Genomic DNA, 19,310 nt, shown 5'->3' on the forward strand with positions numbered 1-19,310 from the left:
TGGCTGGAAACCGACCCTTGTCACCCCGTTGACCCGGTCCACATAATCACAGGGCGTTTTACCGGCTCATCCACGGGATTTCGGAGAGGTTTCCGGATTTTTGTCACGTGGCGGAGCCGTGAATCCATGCTTGGCATGAGCCTGACATGCCTCGAACCCCCCACGAAAGGACAGTCCGTTGCGGAACACGCTGAAGCACATCAAGAGAGCCTCGGCCCTCGGCGCGGTCGCACTGGCCGCCTTCAGCCTCACCCCGGGCAGCGCCAACGCCCAGCCCACCGGCCCCGAGCCGAGCCCCTCCGTGGTCGGCGGCACCCGCGCCGCACAGGGCGAATTCCCCTTCATGGTCCGGCTGTCCATGGGCTGTGGTGGCGCCCTCTACACCCAGGACATCGTGCTCACCGCCGCCCACTGTGTGGACGGCTCCGGCGCCAACACCTCCATCACGGCCACCGCGGGCGTCGTGGACCTCCAGAGCTCGAGCGCCATCAAGGTCAAGTCCACCCGGGTGCTCCAGGCCCCGGGCTACAACGGCACCGGCAAGGACTGGGCGCTCATCAAGCTCGCCAAGCCGATCAACCAGCCCACCCTGAAGATCGCCGAGACCACGGCGTACAACAAGGGTGACTTCACCGTGGCCGGCTGGGGCGCCGCGGTCGAGGGCGGCGGCCAGCAGCGCTACCTGCTGAAGGCCAGCGTGCCGTTCGTCGACGACGCCACCTGCAAGTCCGCCTACGACGAGCTCGTCGCCGGCGAGGAGATCTGCGCCGGGAAGATGGCCCAGGGCGGCGTGGACACCTGCCAGGGCGACTCCGGCGGCCCGATGTTCCGCAAGGACGACAGCGGCCAGTGGATCCAGGTCGGCATCGTCAGCTGGGGCGAGGGCTGCGCACGGCCCGGTAAGCCCGGCGTCTACACCGAGGTGAGCACCTTCGCCAAGGACATCAAGGCGGGCGCGACCCAGCTCGGCGGCTGACCCCTCCTCAGCATCGCCTTCGACGGAAGCTGACCGGGGCGCGGCCATCGGGCCGGCCCCGGTCAGCTCGGTTCCATCTGTCCGTAGCAGATGCAGAACGGGTGCCCGGCCGGATCGTTGAAGACCCGGAACCCCGCACGCTCCCCGCCGCTGTCGTGCAGGAACGTCGCCCCGAGCCCGATCAGCTCCCGCTGCGCCCGCTCCGCGTCCGCGCGCGTCGCCACGTCGAAGTCCAGATGGACCTGCTGCGGGTGGGCCGGATCCGGCCAGCGCGGCGGCTGGTGGTCCGGCGCCAGCTGGAAGGCCAGCTGACGGCCGTCCGCGGCCGTCAGCGTCGCCCACTCGGGATCGCTGTCGTCCACCCGCCAGCCCAGGATCTCGCCGTAGAAGGCGGCCAGCGCGGCGGGGTCGGGGCAGTCGATGACGGTGCACTGAAGTGTCGCGATCATGTGGGGACCCTACGAGGTATCCGCCCGCGCGGCAGGGCTTCACCCCTGGACCCCCGGGGTCTGGGGCAGAGCCTCAACTCGGGTCTGGGGCAGAGTCCCGGCTTGCGGTCTGGGGTGGAGCCCCGGCTCGGGTTTGGGGCGGAGCCCTGGCGCGGTGTTTGGGGCGGAGTTCCGGCGCGGGGTCTGGGGCGGAGCCCGATTCGGGGTTTGGGGTGGAGCCCTGGCTCGGGGTCTGAGGCAGAGCCCCGGCTCGGGTTTGGGGCGGAGCCCTGGCGCGGTGTTTGGGGCGGAGTCCCGACTTGGGTCGGGGGCCCCGGTTCGGGTCGGGGGGTGGAGTCCCGACTTGGGGTCCGGGGTGGTGTCCCGGCTCGGGGCCGGGGGCAGAGCCCCGACTCGGGTCTGGGGTGGAGCCCCGGCTCGGGGTCTGGGGCGGAGCCCCGGTTTCGGGAAGGGGCGGGGAGGGGAACAGCCCGCCGCAGGCGGGCCACCGCGAAAGTCGGGCCGGAAGTGGAACCTCTCCCCGCCCAGGCGACTCCTCCACGGTGGAGACGCCGTATCCGGGAGCGGCGCCCCACCACGACCGCCCCGCCCCCTTCCGCGCCCCCCGTGGGCCGGACCCCGAACCCCCCACAGGGGTCGGGGCGGTCCGGGGGCCCGGGGCCGACGCAGGGGCAGGCCCCGGACGCGGCCGACGCGGGCCGAAGCGCCCCCGAGCGGAACCGGACCCCGGGGAAAAGTACTCTCGGGAAGCATGACGCACAGCATGAGCGACCACACCGCCGGGCAGCCGGCGACGCCGGGCGACCCCGAGGGGATCGACCCGTCCGTCCTCGACGAGCTGACCCGGTTGCGCGACAGCATCGACAACATCGACGCGGCCGTGGTCCATATGCTCGCCGAGCGCTTCAAATGCACCCAGCAGGTCGGCCACCTCAAGGCCGCCCACCGGCTCCCCCCGGCCGACCCGGCCCGCGAGGCGCGCCAGATCACCCGGCTGCGGCAGCTCGCCGAGAGCGCCAAGCTCGACCCCGGCTTCGCCGAGAAGCTGCTCAACTTCGTCATCGCCGAGGTCATCCGGCACCACGAGACCATCGCGCGCTCCGACAACGGCACCGAGGGACCCGAGGGCGCACTCCGGTAGTGCGCCCGGGGCGGCCGTCCGCCCCGGGCAACCACTTCCCACCCGTGTGCGGCCCGCCGCACGTAGGGCAGCATGTCCCCATGTCCGTACTGACGCGCGAGGAAGCGCAGCACCGAGCCCGCCTGATCGAGGTCCACCGCTACACCATCGACCTCGACCTCACCCGCGGGGAGGAGCTCTTCGGCTCCACCACGACCATCCGCTTCAGCGCGCGCCAGGCGGGCGCGGACACCTTCGCCGAGCTCCAGCCGGCCGCCCTGCACCGCGCCGTGCTCGACGGCCGGGAGCTGGACCTCACCGGCGAGACCGCCGAGGCGCTCGCGGGCGGCCGGCTCCCGCTCACCGGGCTCGGCGAGGGCGAGCACGAGCTGCGCGTCGAGACCGACATGCGCTACTCCCACACCGGCGAGGGCATGCACCGCTTCACCGACCCGGCCGACGGTGAGACGTACCTCTACACCATGTGCTGCATGTCGGACGCGAACGACGTCTTCACCGCGTTCGACCAGCCCGACCTCAAGGCCGTCTTCGACGTCCGCGTCACCGCCCCGCCCGAGTGGACCGTCCTCGGCAACGGCATCGCCACCCGCGTCGGCGCCCCCGAGGAGGGCCGCTGGCAGCTCGCGCCCACCCCGCCCATCAGCACCTATCTGATGGCCCTGGCCGCCGGCCCGTACCACTCGGTGCGCACCGAGCACGCCGGACTCCCCTTCGGGCTGCATGTCCGCCGCTCCCTCGCGCCCTACCTCGAGGCCGACGCCGACGAGCTCTTCGACATCACCCGGCGCTGCTTCGACCGCTACCACGAGATCTTCGAGGAGCCGTACCCCTTCGACTCCTACGACCAGGCGTTCGTGCCCGAGTTCAACTCCGGCGCCATGGAGAACCCGGGCCTGGTCACCTTCCGCGACGAATTCGTCTTCCGCTCCGCCGTCACCGACGCCGAGCGCCAGACCCGCGCCATGGTCATCGCCCATGAGATGGCCCATATGTGGTTCGGCGACCTCGTCACCATGAAGTGGTGGGACGACATCTGGCTGAACGAGTCCTTCGCCGAGTACATGGGCTACCAGATCCTCACCGAGACCACCCGCTACACCGACACCTGGGCCGACTTCGGCGTCCGCCGCAAGAACTGGGGGTACGACGCCGACCAGCGCCCCTCCACCCACCCGGTCGCGCCCGCGCCCGAGCTGGTCCCCGACACCTCCGCCGCGCGCCTCAACTTCGACGGCATCTCCTACGCCAAGGGCGCCTCCGCGCTGCGCCAGCTCGTCACCTGGCTCGGCGAGAAGACCTTCCTCGACGGCATCAACGACCACTTCACCCGGCACCGCTTCGGCAACGCCACCCTCGCCGACTTCATCGACTCCCTCGCCCGCTCCTCCGGCCGCGACGTCCACGCCTGGGCCGACCGCTGGCTGCGCACCACCGGCGTCGACACCCTCGCCCCCGTCGTCACCGCCAACGGGGACCGCTGGAGCGCCGAGATCCGCCACCAGGGCGGCGGCCCGGACGGGGACACTCCCACCCGGCGCCCGCACCGCATCGCCATCGGCCTGTACGACCACGCGCCCGCCGCCCCGCACCAGCTGGTCCTGCGCGAGCGCGTCGAGACCGAGCTCGACGGCGCCGAGTCCGGCCTCAGCCTCTCCTTCACCGGGCCCCGCCCCGATCTGCTGCTGCTGAACGACGGCGACCTCACCTACACCAAGATCCGGCTCGACCCCGCCTCCTGGAAGGCCGTCCACCGCTCGCTGTCCGGCCTCCCCGACGCCGTCAGCCGCGCCGTGATCTGGAACGCCGCCCGCGACATGGTGCGCGACGGCGACCTCCCGGCCACCGACTACCTCGAGGCGGCCCGCGCCCATCTGCCGCACGAGACCGACATAGCGATCGTCCAGGGCGTCCTCGCCTTCGCCCGCACCCAGATCGCCGACCACTACCTCCCCGCGGACCGGCGCGCCGCCGCGCTGGCCACCATCAGCGCCACCTGCCGCGATCTGCTCCGCCGCACCGAGGACGGCTCCGGGGACGGGCTGCGGCTCGCCGCCGTCCGTACGTTCATCGGCAGCGCCACCGCCCCCGCCGAGCTCAGCGACTGGCTCGACGGCGACACCGTCCCCGGCGGCCCCGCCCTCGACCCCGAGCTGCGCTGGCAGATCCTCGGCCGCCTCGCCGTCCTCGGCGCCGTCGGCCCCGCCGACATCGACGCCGAACGCGCCCGCGACTCCAGCGCCACCGGCCAGGAGGGCGCCGCCCGCTGCCGGGCCGCCCTGCCGGACGCCGCCGCGAAGGAGGCCGCCTGGCAGGCGATCTTCGGCGGCGGGGAGGACGGCCGGAGCGCCGACGGCCAGGGGGACGAGCTCTCCAACTACCTGGTCACCGCGACCGTCGCGGGCTTCTGGCAGCCCGAGCACCACGACGTCCTCGCCGCCTACGTGCCGCGCTACTTCCCGGCGGCCGTCGCGCTCGGCGCCCGCCGCGGCGCCGCCATCGCCGACACCGTCGCCCGCTTCGGCTTCCCGAGCACCGTGGACGCCGAAACCCTGCGCCTGGGCGAGGAGTGCCTCGCCGCCCCCGACGCCGTACCCGCCCTCCGCCGCCGCCTCGCCGACCAGATCGACGACCTGCGGCGCGCCCTGCGCGTACGGGAGAAGCAGGGCGAGTGACTCCGCGCCGACGGGGGACGGCGGGGCGCCCGACCGCCCCGCCGCCCCTGCCGCGCGATGACCTCGGCCCGGTTCTCGTGAAACCGGCACAGCATGAGCCGATGCCGATCTCATCCCGGCCCCGGAACGGGGCAGACTGGCGGGCATGGATCGAGGAACGCGCCGGTGGACACTGACGGTCGACGGGGAGGGGTTCGACGTCGCCGAGCGGCCCGGCGAGCCCGGGACGTACGACATCACCTGGCTGACCGGGCCGAACCCGGGATACGGCTTCACCACGCAGGTGCACGGAGCCGACTCGTTGAGCGAGCGGGAACTGGAGGAATCCGCACGGGACTTCCTCGGCCAGGTGGACCCCGAGACGGGGCACATCGAGTAGCCGACCGGGCCGGACGAGGCGGCGAGCCCGGGCGGCCCGGCTCCGCCGATCAATCCGCGGGGCCGGGCCGTACCACGTACGGGTGCACTTGAGCCCGACCCCGGATCGGACCTCTGGTGCGCGAAGTAATTTAGGCAGCCCTGACCGCCGCCCAGACACCCCCTAGGGGCACACCCATGCCCGTGCCCGCATCCGGAACCGCCCGCCTCCTCGCCGGGGGCCAGAGCGGACCGGGCGTGCTCCGCCCGATGGTGGACACCGTCCTCGACGCCCTCGCCCACGGCGCCGCCGACCGCGGTGGGCCCCTCCCGGCCGGGGGACCGGCCGCGGTGGCCCGGCGGATACGTGATGCGGCCCGGCCGCTCATCCCCGACGAGGGGGAGGGGCCCCACCACGCGCTGCGTGGCCTCGTCCACGCCCTCGCCCATGGCGCCGCCGAACCCGCGGACCCCCGCTGCACCGCCCATCTGCACTGTCCGCCGCTGGCCGTCGCCACCGCCGCCGACCTCGCCGTCTCCGCGCTCAACCCCTCCCTCGACTCCTGGGACCAGGCCCCCGCCGCCTGTGCGCTGGAGGCGCTGACCTGCCGCGCCCTGGCCGAACTCGTCCACCCCCACGGCCCCGACCCCGACGCCCTCGTCACCACCGGCGGCACCGAATCCAACCAGCTCGGCCTGCTCCTGGCCCGCGAGGCCGCCCAGGGCGCCCTGCTCCGTATCGTCCGCGGCGCCAACGGCCACCACAGCGTCCGGCGCGCCGCCTGGCTCCTCGGGCTGCCCGAGCCCCTCACCCTCCCCACCCCCGGCGGCGTCCTCGACCCGGTCGCGCTCCACACCGCCCTCGACCTGCCGTCCGCCGCCCCCACCCTCGTCGTCGCCACCGCCGGCACCACCGACACCGGGGCCATCGACCCGCTCCCCGAGATCGCCGACGTCTGCGACCACCACGCCGCCACCCTCCACATCGACGCCGCCTATGGCGCGCCCCTCCTCTTCAGCGACACCCTCCACAAGCGGCTCCACGGCCTTGACCGCGCCCGTACCGTCGCCCTCGACCTGCACAAACTCGGCTGGCAGCCGGTGGCCGCCGGCCTCCTCGCCGTGCCCGACGGCAGCGCGCTCGGCGCGCTGGCCCACCACGCCGACTACCTCAACGCCGACGACGACACCGAGGCGGGCCTGCCCGATCTGCTCGGCCGCTCGCTCCGCACCACCCGCCGCCCCGACATCTTCAAGATCGCCGTCACGCTGCGGGCGCTGGGCCGGCGCGGCCTCGGCGAGCTCGTGGACCACGTCTGCGCGGCCGCCCAGCACCTCGCGGACCTCATCGAGGCCCGCCCCGGGCTCGAGCTCTACGCCCGCCCCACCATCAGCACCGTCCTCTTCCGCCCCACCGGGGCACCGCCCGCCACCGTCGCCGCGCTGCGCCGCCGCCTGCTCCACCACGGGGCGGCCGTCCTCGGCCGTGCCGCCACGCCCGAGGGGCTGTGGCTCAAGGCCACCGTTCTCAACCCGCACATCCAGCCCGGCGATCTGCGCGGGCTGCTCGAACTCGTGGAAGGCAACACCACCCCATGAGCACCGCACAACCCCCCAACCCCGCCGCCGAGCCCGCTTCCGCCGCCGACCGGCCCGTGGACCTGGCCGGTATCGGCATCGGCCCGTTCAACCTCTCCCTCGCCGCCCTCGCCCACGGCGTCCCCGCCCTGCGCACCGCCTTCTACGAGCAGCGGCCCGCCTTCCACTGGCATCCCGGCCTCCTCATCGACGGCGCGACCATCCAAGTCCCCTTCCTCGCCGACCTGGTGACCCTCGCCGACCCCGGCAGCCCCTGGACCTTCCTCCAGTACCTCAAGGCCCATGAGCGGCTGTTCCCCTTCTACGTCGCCGAGCGTTTCCACATCGAGCGCGCCGAGTACGACGCCTACTGCCGCTGGGTCAGCGAACGGCTCCCCGGACTCCACTTCGACCACCGCGTCGACGCCGTCCGCTGGGACCACGAGTACGAGCTGTTCGAAATCGACCTCACCCGGCTCGGCCCGGCCGCCGACGCCCCCGCGTCCGATGCGGCCGGAACCGATGCGGAGGGCAGGGCACTCGGCCGCGTATACGCCCGCAACCTCGTCCTCGGCGTCGGCACCGAGCCGTACGTCCCCGAACCCCTGCGCCCGCTCGCCGACGCCCCCAACGTCCCCGTCCTCCACTCCTCGGACTACCTCGAGCACCGCGAGCGGCTCCTGGCCACCGGCCACGTCACCGTCATCGGCTCCGGTCAGTCCGGCGCCGAGGTCTTCCTCGACCTGCTGCGCAACCGCCCGCTCGGCGCCGAAGGGCTCCACTGGATGGCCCGTACCCCCGCCTTCGCGCCCATGGAGTACGGCAAGCTCGGCCTGGAGCAGTTCAGCCCCGACTACACCCGCTACTTCCACACCCTGCCCGAGCCGGTCCGCGACCAGCTGCTGCCCCGTCAGTGGCAGCTCTACAAGGGCATCGCGCACGAGACGCTCGACGCGATCCACCGCGAGCTCTACCGCCGGGCCCTGCACGCCGACGGCTGGCCCGGCGCCGTCCTCACCCCCGGTGTCACCGTCCGCACCGCCGGCCGTATCGCCGCCGCCCAGCTCGAACTCCACCTGGAACACACCGAGCAGGGCACCCGGGCCCGCCACACCACCGAGGCCGTCGTGCTCGCCACCGGCTACCGCGAGCGCCGCGTCGACACCCTGCTCGCCGCCCTCGACCCCTACGTCCGCCGGGACGCCTCCGAGCGCCCCCGGGTCGACGCCGACCACCGTCTGGTCCTCGACCCCATGATCAAGGGCTCGGTGTACGTCCAGAACGCCGAGCGCCACACCCATGGCGTCGGCACCCCCGACCTCGGCCTCGCCGCCTGGCGCTCCGCCGTCATCCTCAACTCGCTGCTCGCGGAACCCGCTTACCGGCTGCCGTCCCGCACCGCGTTCACCGCGTTCGGGCTCCAGCCGTCGGGGCGGTGCGGCGCGGTGGTCGGCAACCCGCACCTCCCCGACCAGCGCACCGCCCTCACCCCGACGCGCACCTGACCGCGCCGGGGCCGGGCGTGCCCGGACTACGGGAACCCCACCTCAGCCGACGGCGGTCAGCGCCCGCAGTTGGGCCAGCGTCTCGCGGATGACGTCGCGCAAGTCGCGGTCCTCGGTGGCGTTGAGCCATCGTTCATAGGCGACGCGGAACACGGCGATGCCGGTCTCGGTGGCCAGACTGGCCTCGGTGTCGCCAATACCCCGCCGTCGCAGCCTGTCGGCCAGGACGGCCGACAGGGACGCGAGCTTGATCAATTCACGTTCGCGGAGCTCGGCATTGGCCATGATCACCGTCTGCCGCGTGCGCGCGAACTCACGGTCGCCGCCGATCACCCCGGCCACCGCGTCGAGCGCGGCCGCGACGGCATCCAGCGCCGACGCCGTGGCCGGCGCCGCCTCCAGCGCGGCAACCGACCTCTCCTCCAGTTCGGACGACCCGTCGAAGAGAACCTCGCGCTTGTCGGCGAAGTGCCGGAAGAAGGTGCGGGCGGTGACACCGGCGCGTTCGGCGATATCGGCCACCATGGTCTGCTCGAAGCCACGTTCCAGATACAGCGCCAGCGCGGCATCGCGCAGTCGGTTACTGGCTCCAGGTTCCCACCGTCCCATGCGGCGAGTTTACGTGATGTCACCTGATGACACCGTGTTGCCACCGCTGATGTCATCAGATGACATCGACGTGCTAGGGTGATGTCACCTAATGACATCACTGGACGGTGGAGGCCCCGAATGACCACGGCGAAGCGCATCCAGTACCACCAGTACGGCGGGCCCGAGGTCTTGCGGCTCGAGGACTTCGAGCCGGCACCGCCCGGCCCCGGTGAGGTTCTGGTCCGGGTGCGGGCGGCGGCGGCCAACCCGATGGACTGGAAGATCCGCAGCGGCGCCATGAAGATGCTGACCGGCCGGCGCTTCCCGCGTGGGCTGGGCCACGACTTCGCGGGCGTCGTCGAGGCGGTCGGCGACGGCGTCACCCGGCTCGGCGTCGGCGACGAAGTGCTCGGCGGGGCGCCGCTCAAGACGGCGGGAGCCTTCGCCGAGCTGGTCGTCGTCGAGGCGAAGGGGGTCGTGAAGAAGCCGGCGGATCTCTCCTTCGAGGATGCCGCCGCGATCCCGACGGTCGGGATCACCGCCTTTCAGGCCCTGGCCAACCTGGGGAAGCCGCAACCCGGACAAGCCGTCTTCGTCCACGGCTGCCTCGGCGGAGTGGGACGGGCCGCCGTCCAGATGGCCTCCACGCACGGCGCCTCGGTGGGAGGCAGCTGCCGCGCCACCGCCACGCACGACGCGCGCGACCTCGGCGTCGCCCCGATCGTCGAGTTCGACTTCGACCCGACGGCCCTCAGAGGACGATTCGACATCGTCCTCGACACGGCGGGCACGCTCCCGATCAAGGCGGCGCAGATGTTGCTGAAGTCCGGCGGCCGCATCGTCGACATCACCCCCACTCCCGCGAAGTTCGCGAGAAGCGCCCTGCCGGGGCCCTTCAAGGTGTTGATCGCCCAGGCCGTCACGGAGGACCTCGAGGAGGTCGCGCGAGCCGCCGGGCAGGGAACACTGCGGCTGCCGATCGCCCGCACGGTGCCGCTCACCCAAGCGATCGCGGCGCTCACGGAGTTCGAACGCGGCATGACCAAGGGCGGCAAGCTCGTCATCACGGCCGGGTGACCGCCGTGTCGCCGCCCGGGTGACCGCCGTGTCGCCGCCGACTCACGCCGTTCCGGCGGCCCGCCGGAACGGCGTGAGTCGGCGGCACCCCCCGAACCCGCCCTAGGGCCTGTCTGGGGTTGTGATCTGGATCAGGGAGCGGGGCGTGGCACGCACGCTCGCCGCGTTGCCGAAACGCCCTAGTAGCTCCGCTACGAGGGCCTTCCGGCGCCTTGCGATCGCACGCACCACGCCCCGCTCCCTGATCCAGATCACAACCCCAGACAGGCCCTAGAACACCGGAACGCCGTCGCGGGTCAGCTTCCAGTCCACCGACCCGAACCGCGACACATCGATCGTCCCCTTCGCCTGCACCCAGGCGATGATCGTGTTCCGGATCTCCTCCGAATTGGCCCACACCTGCTTCGCGGCGGCCACATGCGGGAAGTTGCCGCCCCCGCTCGCCCGGTAGTTGTTGACCGCCAGCACGAACCGCGCCTCCTCGTCGACCGGCTTGCCGTCGAAGCCGAGCTCCGCGATCCGCGAGCCCGGCGCCTTCGCGATGTCGATCTCGTAGGTGAGGCCGCCGACCGCGTCGTAGTTGTAGTCCGGGATGTCCGAGGCGTTCGTCAGCTTCGCGGGGTCCACATCGCCGCCCGCCGGAGTCTGCACGTAGTAGCGCGCCGAGAACTCCAGATAGTCCTTGAGCTGGGCGCCCGTCAGCACCCGCGCCTCCAGGGTGTTCTCGAACGGGTACAGCCCCGCCACCTGCCGGATCGTGACCTCCCCGGCCGGGATCGCCGCCGTACGGGAGAAGCAGGACGCCTGCGAGAGCACCGGCAGGTCCGCGTACTCCGTCCCTGCCAGCGCCGCCTTCACCGTCTCCGCCTGCACATGGTTGATGAAGTCGACGATCGGCGCGTCCTTGTACGGCGCCTCGGTGGCCGTCATCGCCGCCGAGCAGGTGCCGATGACCTGGTTCACATAGCCGACGACCTTCTTGTGCTCGGCGTCGAGCAGCCGCACGATCCGCGGGTCCTCCTCGGCCGTGTTGGAGTTCAGCACCTTCGCCGACACCGACGCCACCTGCCAGCGGCCCCGCTCCCACTCCAGCTCGAAGTCGAAGAGGGTGAGCCGCTGACCCCACTTGAGCGGTTCCGACAGCACGACCTCGCGTCCGGTCTCCTTGTTGACCACCCGCGACTCGGGGATCTCCACATGCGCGTGGCCCACCAGGATCGCGTCGATCCCCGCCACCTTCTCGGCCACCAGCGCCGCCGCGTTCTCCACATACGGCACCTGGTCGCCATAGCTGGAGGTGCCACTGGTCCCCGAATGCGCCGAGACGATCACCACGTCCGCGCCCATCGACCGCAGCCGCGGCACCCACTTCGCGGCCTGCTCCTCCAGGCCCGGGAAGGTCATCTTCCCCTGCACATTGACCTTGTCCCAGATCGCGATGCCCGGGTTGGTCAGCCCCAGCACCGCCACCTTCACATCCCGTCCGCACGGGGTGCGCAGCCGCGTCATCCAGTACGGCGGGAAGGCGGGCCGCAGCGTCTTCGCGTCCAGCGCGTTCGCCCCGAGCAGCGGGAAGTCGCACTGCTCCTCGAACTTCCGCAGCACCGGGATGCCGTAGTTGAACTCATGGTTGCCCAGCGCCGCCGCGTCATAGCCGATCGCGTTCATCGCCTGCGCCATGGGATGCACCGGGCCGCCCTCCCCGGTGATCGGGTCCACCCGGGCGTAGTAGTACGACAGCTGGGTGCCCTGGATGGTGTCGCCCGCGTCGATCAGCAGCGTATTGCGGCGACCCTTCTCCTTACGGACCTGGTCGACCAGCGTGGAGATCTTCGCCAGGCCCACATCGTTGTGCGCCGCGTCGTCGAACTCGGCATCGGTGAAGTAGTCCCAGTTGAAGACGTTGCCGTGCAGATCCGTCGTGCCCATCACGGTGAAGGCGTACCGCCGCCGGGGCCGGCCGTGGCCCCGTGCCTCCGCCGGGACGGCGGCCGCGGCGGAGGCGAGGGCGGCCCCCGCACTGGTCGCCGCGGTGCGGCCGAGGAACTTCCGACGGTTGAGCGGCATGGCTGATCTCCCCTGAGATACCTGCGAATTGGGCACAACGCGCGTAGATTCTGGCCCAACCGCACCGCTTCGCACCAGCCCTCGCGCACCTGACCGGGAGCCGCCATGAATGATCAGCCGCCCCAGCCCGACCAGCCCGGCCCGCCGCCGCAGCCTGCCCAGCCCGGCCCGCCGCCCCAGCCCGACCAGCCCGGCCCGCCGCCGCAGCCTGCCCAGCCCGGCCCGCCGCCCGTCGCCCATGTGCCGTACGGCACCCCCGAGACCCCGCGCGTCGCCGTCCGCGGCGAGGCGACCCTGGAGGTCGACCCCGAGATCGCCCGGCTCACCATCACCGTCAGCGCCCGCGGCGCCGACCGGCGCGCCGCGCTGGAGGACCTCACCCGCCGCAACAACCAGGTCCTGGAGCTGGTGAAGTCCTACGGCGAGGCGGTCGAGAAGCTGGAGACCGGCGCCTTCTCGGTCACCCCCGAGATCAACCCCAAGAGCCGCCATGAGCGCGTACGGGCCTATCACGGCCGGGTGCACCTGACCGCGGCCCTGACCGACTTCACCGCCCTGGGCGAGCTCACCACCCGCCTCGCCGACCTCGAGCTCACCCGTGTCGACGGCCCCTGGTGGGGGCTGCGCCCCGACTCGCCCGCGTACGGCCGGGCCCGGCAGCAGGCGGTGCGCGAGGCGGTGCAGCGGGCCCGCGAGTACGCCGGGGCGCTCGGCGCCCGGCTGGTGGCGCTCACCGAGCTCGCCGACCTGGAGGCGGAGGAGGGCCCGTTCCAGCCCGTGGCCGTCGCCGCCCCGCGCGCCCGATCCGGCTACGGCGGCCCCGCCGACCGGGACGCCGTGGCCGCGCTCGACCTGGAACCGCAGCGCCAGACGGTGTACGCGCACGTCAACGCGCGCTTCACCATGACCCCGCCCGAGCTGTAAAACGCGTCCTCCGGAGCCCCGGAACCACCCTCCGAAACGCTCATCGGAGCGGCCCACTGCACGTTTCATTAGTTGTCAATAACCTGCCATCCAAAGGCCATGGAGGAGTGTGACGTTCCCGGTTCTTTACTCGCCGGTAAGTCATAGGCTCGGCACCATGCGCCGAGCAAAAATCGTCTGTACTTTGGGACCCGCCACCGACTCGTACGAGCAGATCAAGGCACTCATCGAGGCCGGAATGGACGTGGCCCGCTTCAACCTCAGCCACGGCACCTATGCCGAGCACGAGGAGCGTTATCGGCGAGTGCGCAAAGCCTCGCTGGAAACCGGCCGCAGCGTCGGCATCCTCGCCGACCTTCAAGGTCCGAAGATTCGGCTCGGCCGTTTCCGCGAAGGGCCCGTACTCCTTGAACGCGGGGATGAGTTCATCATCACCGTCGAACCCATCGAGGGTGACCGGTTCCGCTGCGGTACCACCTACGAGGGGCTGGCCGGCGACGTCAGCAAGGGTGAGCGGATCCTCGTCGACGACGGCCGGGTCACCCTCGAGGTCGTCGACATCGACGGCCCCCGGGTGCACACCATCGCCATCGAGGGCGGCATGATCTCCGACCACAAGGGGCTCAACCTCCCCGGTGTGGCCGTCTCCGTCCCCGCGCTGTCCAAGAAGGACATCGAGGACCTGCGCTGGGCCCTGCGCATCGGCGCCGATGTCATCGCCCTCTCCTTCGTCCGCAACGGCAACGACGTCGTGGACGTCCACCGGGTGATGGACGAGGAGGACCGCCGGCTCCCGGTCATCGCCAAGATCGAGAAGCCGCAGGCGGTGGAGAACCTCGAGGGGATCGTCGACGCCTTCGACGGCATCATGGTCGCCCGTGGCGACCTCGGCGTGGAGATGCCGCTGGAGCAGGTGCCGATCGTCCAGAAGCGCGCGATCAAGCTGGCCAAGCGGAACGCCAAGCCGGTGATCGTCGCCACCCAGATGCTCGACTCGATGATCGAGAACTCCCGCCCCACCCGGGCCGAGGCCTCCGACGTCGCCAACGCGGTCATCGACGGCACGGACGCGGTGATGCTCTCGGGCGAGACCAGCGTCGGCAAGTACCCGATCGTCACGGTCAAGACGATGGGCCGCATCGTCGCCGCCGCCGAGGAGGACATCCTCGCCAAGGGCCTGCCCCCGCTCACCGAGCGCAGCAAGCCCCGCACCCAGGGCGGCGCGGTGGCCCGCGCGGCGGCCGAGATGGGCGACTTCCTCGGCGCGAAGTTCCTCGTCGCCTTCACCCAGTCCGGCGACACCGTGCGCCGCCTCTCCCGCTACCGCTCCCCGATTCCGCTGCTGGCCTTCACCCCGGAGCCGGGCACCCGCTCCCAGCTCAATCTGACCTGGGGCGTGGAGACCTTCCTGGGCCCGATGGTCGATTCCACGGACGAGATGGTGGCCCAGGTGGACGAGGAATTGCTGCGCCTCGGCCGCTGCAAGAAGGGCGACCTGGTCATCATCACCGCCGGTTCCCCGCCCGGTGTCTCCGGCTCCACCAATCTGGTCCGCGTCCACCACATCGGCGCGGACGACCTGAGGTAACCGAGCCTCGCTACCTTGGGGCCGAAGTACTGGTTCAGTACTTCGGCCCGACATGGTATTTCGCCGAAGCATTCACTTCATCGAGTGAAGAAGACCCATTCCAATGTGACCTTGGAATCGAAGGAAAAGTGCCCCGGGTCGGACTCGAACCGACACTGTATGGGTTTTGAATCCATTGCCTGCTGCCAATTGGGCTACCGGGGCTTGCAGTTTCGAAGGTCACTAAGGACCCGCTGCGCGTCCACCTTACCGCAGCTAGGTAGGCTCGTGGTGCCCACCTGCCAGGAAAACGAGGAGCACAGTGAGCACCGCTGACGCCCCCGACGCGCAGTCGCACGTCCCACCGCAGACAACCCGCGTCGTCATCGCCGAGGACGAGGCCCTCATCCGCCTCGACCTGAAGGAGATGCTCGAGGAGGAGGGGTACTCCGTCGTCGGCGAGGCGGGCGACGGAGAGACGGCTGTCGCGCTCGCCCAGGAGCACCACCCCGACCTCGTCATCCTCGATGTGAAGATGCCGGTGCTCGACGGCATCTCCGCCGCCGAGCGGATCGCGGCCGACCGCATCGCCCCCGTGCTGATGCTGACCGCCTTCTCCCAGCGCGAACTGGTCGAACGGGCCCGGGACGCCGGGGCGATGGCGTATCTCGTGAAGCCGTTCAGCAAGAGCGATGTGGTCCCGGCCATCGAGATGGCCGTCTCCCGCTTCACCGAGCTGAAGACCCTGGAGCAGGAGGTCGCCGACCTCTCCCAGCGGCTGGAGACCCGCAAGCTGGTCGACCGGGCCAAGAGCGTCCTCCAGACCCAGTACGGGCTGACCGAGCCCGCCGCCTTCCGCTGGATCCAGAAGACCTCGATGGACCGCCGGCTGTCGATGCAGCAGGTGGCGGAGGCCGTCATCGAGGACGCGGCGGAGAAGAAGGCCGCCAACAAGGAGCGGTAGCAGGGAAAGGGTCCGCACCGCCTGAGCGGCGGTGCGGACCCTTTCCGTCGGCCCTCAGTCCTCGCCGAGGTACGCCTTCCGCACCGACTCGTCATGCAGCAGCGCCTCGCCCGTCCCCGACAGCACGATCTTGCCGATCTCCATCACATGGCCCTGGTCGGCCAGCGACAGCGCGGCCTGGGCGTTCTGCTCGACCAGCAGAATCGTCGTGCCCTGGGACTTGAGCTCGGCGATGGTCTGCATGATCTTCTGCATCATGATCGGCGAGAGGCCCATCGAGGGCTCGTCGAGCATCAGCAGCTTGGGGCGGGACATCAGGGCCCGGCCCATCGCGAGCATCTGCTGCTCACCGCCGGAGAGGGTGCCCGCCGCCTGGTTGCGGCGCTCGCCGAGGATGGGGAAGAGGTCGTACGCGTGTCGGATGTCGGCGGCTATGCCGTCCGCGTCCTTCCGGAGAAACGCTCCGAGCTGGAGGTTCTCGGCGATCGACAGCCGCGGGAAGATATGCCGCCCCTCGGGCGAGTGGGCCAGCCCCAGGGCGACGATCTTGTGCGCGGGGACGCCCCGCAGCGGCTTGCCGTTGAAGCGGATCTCCCCGCCGAGCGGCTCGAGCAGGCCGGACAGGGTGCGCAGCGTGGTCGTCTTGCCCGCGCCATTGGTACCGATGAGGGTGACGACCTGTCCGGCCTCGACGCTGAACGAGATGCCCTTGACGGCCTCGATCTTGCCGTAGGCGACCCGCAGGTCCTCGACCTCGAGCAGTGCGGTCACTGTCCGTCCTCCGTACGTGCTGTGGTGCCCCGCTGGGCCTCGTCCTGCGTGGCCCCGCCCGTGGCTCCGGTCGTGGCCCCGGCCTCCGCGGCCTCGACCTCGGCGGCCTCCTCCGCGCCGGGCGCGCCCTCGAAGGGGGTGCCGAGGTAGGCGGCGATGACGCGCTCATCGCTCTGGACGACCTCCGAGGTGCCCTCGACGAGCTTCTGGCCCTGGACGAGCACGGCGACCCGGTCGCAGAGGTTGAAGATGAAGCGCATGTCGTGCTCGATGACGAGCACGGCGGTGCCCAGGTCCCGGATGGCGAAGACCAGTTCCTCGGTGGCGCGGGTCTCCTGGGGGTTCATTCCGGCGGTGGGCTCGTCGAGCAGCAGCAGCCCGGGGTCGCTGGCGAGGGCGCGGGCGATCTCGAGCTTGCGCTGCTCGCCGTAGGGGAGGTTGCGGGAGAGGTGGTCGGCCTTGTCGGCGAGGCCGGTGAACTCCAGGAGTTCCATGGCACGGGCCTTGGAGGCGGCCTCGGCGCGCTTGAAGCCGGGGCCGCGCAGCAGGGCCGACCACAGGCCCTCCTTGGTGCGGGTGTGGCGGCCCACGAGCACGTTCTCCAGGACGGTCATATTGGCGAAGAGCCGGATGTTCTGGAAGGTGCGCGCGATGCCCGCCTGGGTGACGAGGTGGGGCTTGGGCGGCAGTACGGTGCCCCGGTAGGCGACGCTGCCCTCGGTGGGGACGTAGAGACCGGTGAGGCAGTTGAAGAAGGTGGTCTTGCCCGCGCCGTTGGGCCCGATGAGGCCGACGATCTCGCCGGGGTGGACGTCGAGGTCGACCGCTTGGACGGCCGTGAGCCCGCCGAAGCGCATGGTGACGCCGGTGGCGGTGAGCACGGGGGAGGTCGTGGTGGTGGTCATCGCTGTCATGCCTCCGCCTTGGTGACGCCGACGGCACTGTCCTTGAGTCCGGTGGCGCCGGGGACGTCGAGCTGGCCGGTCTCGTGGTACTCGAGCTGCTGCCGCCGGTTGGGGACGATCCCCTCGGGGCGGAAGCGCATCAGCAGGATGAGCGCGATACCGAAGGCGAGGAGCTGGTAGTCCTGGAGGAACTCCAGCTTCTTGGGGATCAGATAGAGCAGGGTGGCGCCGAGCAGCGGGCCGCCGATGGTGCCCATGCCGCCGAGGATGACGGCGGCCACCAGGAAGGTGGAGTTGGGCGGGACGGGTCCGGCGAAGACGTACTGCTCGGGGACGACCGTGGACTGGAAGTGGGCCCATACGGCACCGGCGACCCCGGCCAGGGTGGCGCCGAGCGCGAAGGCGATGAGCTTGACCCGGAATCCGTTGATGCCCATGGCGGTGGCGGCGGTCTCGTCCTCGCGGATGGCGACCCAGGCGCGGCCGATACGGGAGTTGCCCGCCCGGCTGAAGATCAGCACGACGACCACGGTGACCAGCAGCATCAGCAGGTAGTAGTTGCCGTTGGAGTCGAGGGTGACTCCGCCGACGCTGTGGTCGTCGTTGAAGTTGAACCCGAAGATCTCCAGCGGGGGGATGTTGGGGATGCCGTCGGGGCCGTTGGTGACGGAGGGGCCGGAGGTGCCGTCGAGGTTCAGCATGGCGAGACGGAAGATCTCTCCGAAGCCGAGGGTCACGATGGCGAGGTAGTCGCCGCGCAGCCGCAGGGTCGGGGCGCCGATGACCACGCCGAAGATCAGGGAGACCACACCGCCGGTGATCACGGCGGCCCAGAACGGGAACTTGACGTCGATGGTCGAGGCGGTGGAGCCGGAGACCAGGGCGGCGGTGTAGGCGCCGACGCCGAGGAAGGCGACGTATCCGAGGTCCAGGAGGCCCGCGAGGCCGACGACGATGTTCAGGCCGAGGGCGACGGTCGCGAAGATGGCGATGTTGACGCCCAGTTCGGTGAAGCTGGACTTGTCCTGGAAGAACGGGAAGACGATCGCGGTGATCAGCGCCGCCACCAGGGTGACGGATCGGTAGGAGCTGGTGAGCTCGCTGATCCGGCTGATGAGCCCGGCCTTGACCAGGGCGACGGCGGCGAATCCGACGGCGATGAGGTAGCCGAGGAACGGCTCGGGGTGGTCGTTGTCGGTCTGGATGCCGTAGTTGACCACGTAGAGGCCGACGGCGAAGACCGCCGCGATGATCAGGATCTCGGCCCAGGAGGGCAGCTTCTCGGGGCGGCACAGCGGGCGGCTGTCGTCCGGGAGCAGGAACGTGGTGGCCACGGGCACGGCCGTCACCACGGCGGCCATCCAGCCGCCGGGCTCCAGGTTGACCAGGCCGTCCAGATCCACCGCGATGGCGATGACGGTGAACCAGGTGACGGCGAAGGTGCCGAGGGCCAGCATCCGCAGGGCCTGGGTGGAGCCGCTGGGGGTGAGCCAGCGCAGGCCCTTGAGGTCGAGGGCGGCCAGTGCGAAGACGCCCGTGGCGATGCCGAGGACGAGGGTGAGGAGCTGGAGTCCGCCGGGGTAACCGTAGACGGTCAGATCGCCGGGGAATTCGGCGGTCCAGGTCCAGGCCAGGAAGGTGGAGACGACGGCGGCGCCGCCGCCGGCCGCGGTGAGGGCCCGGAGCAGGGTGGTGCGCGGGGCGGGTGCGCCGGTCTCGGCCTTGCGCACGGCGGTGGGCTGGGTCTTGTCGGTGGTCATCGGTTC

General features: G+C 71.2%; 16 protein-coding genes and 1 tRNA gene. 10 read left to right on the forward strand and 7 right to left on the reverse strand.

Annotated features, from left to right (window positions below; genetic code table 11):
- Positions 1-178 precede the first annotated feature (178 nt).
- Positions 179-976: a S1 family peptidase gene (locus KHP12_RS36905; protein WP_086883358.1), complete on the forward strand. Its 798-nt coding sequence runs from the start codon at positions 179-181 to the stop codon at positions 974-976.
- Between the two features lie 62 nt (positions 977-1,038).
- On the opposite strand, the gene KHP12_RS36910 is transcribed toward KHP12_RS36905, so the two are convergent.
- Positions 1,039-1,425, reverse strand: a complete 387-nt coding sequence (locus tag KHP12_RS36910) for a VOC family protein (RefSeq protein WP_086883357.1) — start codon at positions 1,423-1,425, stop codon at positions 1,039-1,041.
- 763 nt (positions 1,426-2,188) lie between these two features.
- Here KHP12_RS36910 and KHP12_RS36915 point away from each other — a divergent pair.
- From KHP12_RS36915 to KHP12_RS36935, 5 genes are all read left to right on the forward strand, one after another.
- Positions 2,189-2,566 (forward strand): chorismate mutase, encoded by a 378-nt coding sequence (locus KHP12_RS36915; protein ID WP_198282117.1) that lies wholly within the window; start codon positions 2,189-2,191, stop codon positions 2,564-2,566.
- Positions 2,567-2,646: 80 nt separating this feature from the next.
- Complete coding sequence (gene pepN / locus KHP12_RS36920) at positions 2,647-5,238, forward strand: aminopeptidase N (RefSeq protein ID WP_086883725.1); 2,592 nt, start codon at positions 2,647-2,649, stop codon at positions 5,236-5,238.
- 145 nt (positions 5,239-5,383) lie between these two features.
- Complete coding sequence (locus KHP12_RS36925; protein ID WP_086883724.1) at positions 5,384-5,617, forward strand: hypothetical protein; 234 nt, start codon at positions 5,384-5,386, stop codon at positions 5,615-5,617.
- Positions 5,618-5,793: 176 nt separating this feature from the next.
- On the forward strand, positions 5,794-7,194 hold the full coding sequence (locus KHP12_RS36930; RefSeq protein ID WP_210609175.1) for a pyridoxal phosphate-dependent decarboxylase family protein: 1,401 nt from the start codon (positions 5,794-5,796) through the stop codon (positions 7,192-7,194).
- Positions 7,191-8,678: a lysine N(6)-hydroxylase/L-ornithine N(5)-oxygenase family protein gene (locus KHP12_RS36935; protein WP_086880990.1), complete on the forward strand. Its 1,488-nt coding sequence runs from the start codon at positions 7,191-7,193 to the stop codon at positions 8,676-8,678. Before KHP12_RS36930 ends, KHP12_RS36935 begins: the two co-directional genes overlap by 4 nt.
- 42 nt (positions 8,679-8,720) lie before the next feature.
- Here the strand turns inward: KHP12_RS36935 and KHP12_RS36940 are convergent, their stop codons facing one another.
- Complete coding sequence (locus KHP12_RS36940) at positions 8,721-9,287, reverse strand: TetR family transcriptional regulator (RefSeq protein ID WP_086880991.1); 567 nt, start codon at positions 9,285-9,287, stop codon at positions 8,721-8,723.
- Positions 9,288-9,407: 120 nt separating this feature from the next.
- Here KHP12_RS36940 and KHP12_RS36945 point away from each other — a divergent pair, with 120 nt between their 5' ends.
- Positions 9,408-10,346 (forward strand): NADP-dependent oxidoreductase, encoded by a 939-nt coding sequence (locus tag KHP12_RS36945; RefSeq protein WP_086880992.1) that lies wholly within the window; start codon positions 9,408-9,410, stop codon positions 10,344-10,346.
- 270 nt (positions 10,347-10,616) lie between these two features.
- Here KHP12_RS36945 and KHP12_RS36950 read toward each other — a convergent pair whose 3' ends face one another.
- Positions 10,617-12,413 carry a bifunctional metallophosphatase/5'-nucleotidase gene (locus KHP12_RS36950; RefSeq protein ID WP_086880993.1) on the reverse strand — a complete coding sequence of 599 codons (1,797 nt, stop codon included), beginning with the start codon at positions 12,411-12,413 and terminating at the stop codon, positions 10,617-10,619.
- 105 nt (positions 12,414-12,518) lie between these two features.
- On the opposite strand from KHP12_RS36950, the gene KHP12_RS36955 reads away from it, so the two are divergent.
- Positions 12,519-13,337, forward strand: coding sequence for an SIMPL domain-containing protein (locus KHP12_RS36955; RefSeq protein WP_246648788.1), 819 nt, complete (start codon positions 12,519-12,521; stop codon positions 13,335-13,337).
- A 157-nt stretch (positions 13,338-13,494) separates the two neighbouring features.
- The gene (gene pyk / locus KHP12_RS36960; RefSeq protein ID WP_037948817.1) at positions 13,495-14,925 is read left to right on the forward strand and encodes a pyruvate kinase; all 1,431 of its coding nucleotides are present in this window, start codon (positions 13,495-13,497) and stop codon (positions 14,923-14,925) included.
- Between the two features lie 129 nt (positions 14,926-15,054).
- On the opposite strand, the gene KHP12_RS36965 is transcribed toward pyk, so the two are convergent.
- Positions 15,055-15,129: transfer RNA gene (locus tag KHP12_RS36965), tRNA-Leu, on the reverse strand.
- A 97-nt stretch (positions 15,130-15,226) separates the two neighbouring features.
- On the opposite strand from KHP12_RS36965, the gene KHP12_RS36970 reads away from it, so the two are divergent.
- On the forward strand, positions 15,227-15,868 hold the full coding sequence (locus tag KHP12_RS36970; RefSeq protein WP_086880994.1) for an ANTAR domain-containing response regulator: 642 nt from the start codon (positions 15,227-15,229) through the stop codon (positions 15,866-15,868).
- Between the two features lie 54 nt (positions 15,869-15,922).
- Here the strand turns inward: KHP12_RS36970 and KHP12_RS36975 are convergent, their stop codons facing one another.
- From KHP12_RS36975 to KHP12_RS36985, 3 genes are read right to left on the reverse strand one after another with little or no spacing between them, the layout of a single operon-like run.
- Positions 15,923-16,639 (reverse strand): ABC transporter ATP-binding protein, encoded by a 717-nt coding sequence (locus KHP12_RS36975; protein ID WP_211834129.1) that lies wholly within the window; start codon positions 16,637-16,639, stop codon positions 15,923-15,925.
- The gene (locus KHP12_RS36980; protein WP_086880995.1) at positions 16,636-17,553 is read right to left on the reverse strand and encodes an ABC transporter ATP-binding protein; all 918 of its coding nucleotides are present in this window, start codon (positions 17,551-17,553) and stop codon (positions 16,636-16,638) included. Before KHP12_RS36980 ends, KHP12_RS36975 begins: the two co-directional genes overlap by 4 nt.
- Positions 17,550-19,304 (reverse strand): branched-chain amino acid ABC transporter permease, encoded by a 1,755-nt coding sequence (locus KHP12_RS36985; protein WP_211834130.1) that lies wholly within the window; start codon positions 19,302-19,304, stop codon positions 17,550-17,552. The genes KHP12_RS36980 and KHP12_RS36985 overlap by 4 nt, the downstream gene beginning before the upstream one ends.
- Between the last annotated feature and the right edge of the window lie 6 nt (positions 19,305-19,310).

It is taken from the genome of Streptomyces asiaticus, assembly GCF_018138715.1.
Taxonomy (GTDB): domain Bacteria; phylum Actinomycetota; class Actinomycetes; order Streptomycetales; family Streptomycetaceae; genus Streptomyces; species Streptomyces asiaticus.

Coding starts and splice junctions, on each gene's coding strand:
- KHP12_RS36910 (WP_086883357.1), bottom strand. CDS start 1,425: ATGATCGCGACACTTCAGTGCACCGTCATCGACTGCCCCGACCCCGCC.
- KHP12_RS36915 (WP_198282117.1), top strand. CDS start 2,189: ATGAGCGACCACACCGCCGGGCAGCCGGCGACGCCGGGCGACCCCGAG.
- pepN (WP_086883725.1), top strand. CDS start 2,647: ATGTCCGTACTGACGCGCGAGGAAGCGCAGCACCGAGCCCGCCTGATC.
- KHP12_RS36925 (WP_086883724.1), top strand. CDS start 5,384: ATGGATCGAGGAACGCGCCGGTGGACACTGACGGTCGACGGGGAGGGG.
- KHP12_RS36930 (WP_210609175.1), top strand. CDS start 5,794: ATGCCCGTGCCCGCATCCGGAACCGCCCGCCTCCTCGCCGGGGGCCAG.
- KHP12_RS36935 (WP_086880990.1), top strand. CDS start 7,191: ATGAGCACCGCACAACCCCCCAACCCCGCCGCCGAGCCCGCTTCCGCC.
- KHP12_RS36940 (WP_086880991.1), bottom strand. CDS start 9,287: ATGGGACGGTGGGAACCTGGAGCCAGTAACCGACTGCGCGATGCCGCG.
- KHP12_RS36945 (WP_086880992.1), top strand. CDS start 9,408: ATGACCACGGCGAAGCGCATCCAGTACCACCAGTACGGCGGGCCCGAG.
- KHP12_RS36950 (WP_086880993.1), bottom strand. CDS start 12,413: ATGCCGCTCAACCGTCGGAAGTTCCTCGGCCGCACCGCGGCGACCAGT.
- KHP12_RS36955 (WP_246648788.1), top strand. CDS start 12,519: ATGAATGATCAGCCGCCCCAGCCCGACCAGCCCGGCCCGCCGCCGCAG.
- pyk (WP_037948817.1), top strand. CDS start 13,495: ATGCGCCGAGCAAAAATCGTCTGTACTTTGGGACCCGCCACCGACTCG.
- KHP12_RS36980 (WP_086880995.1), bottom strand. CDS start 17,553: ATGACAGCGATGACCACCACCACGACCTCCCCCGTGCTCACCGCCACC.
- KHP12_RS36985 (WP_211834130.1), bottom strand. CDS start 19,304: ATGACCACCGACAAGACCCAGCCCACCGCCGTGCGCAAGGCCGAGACC.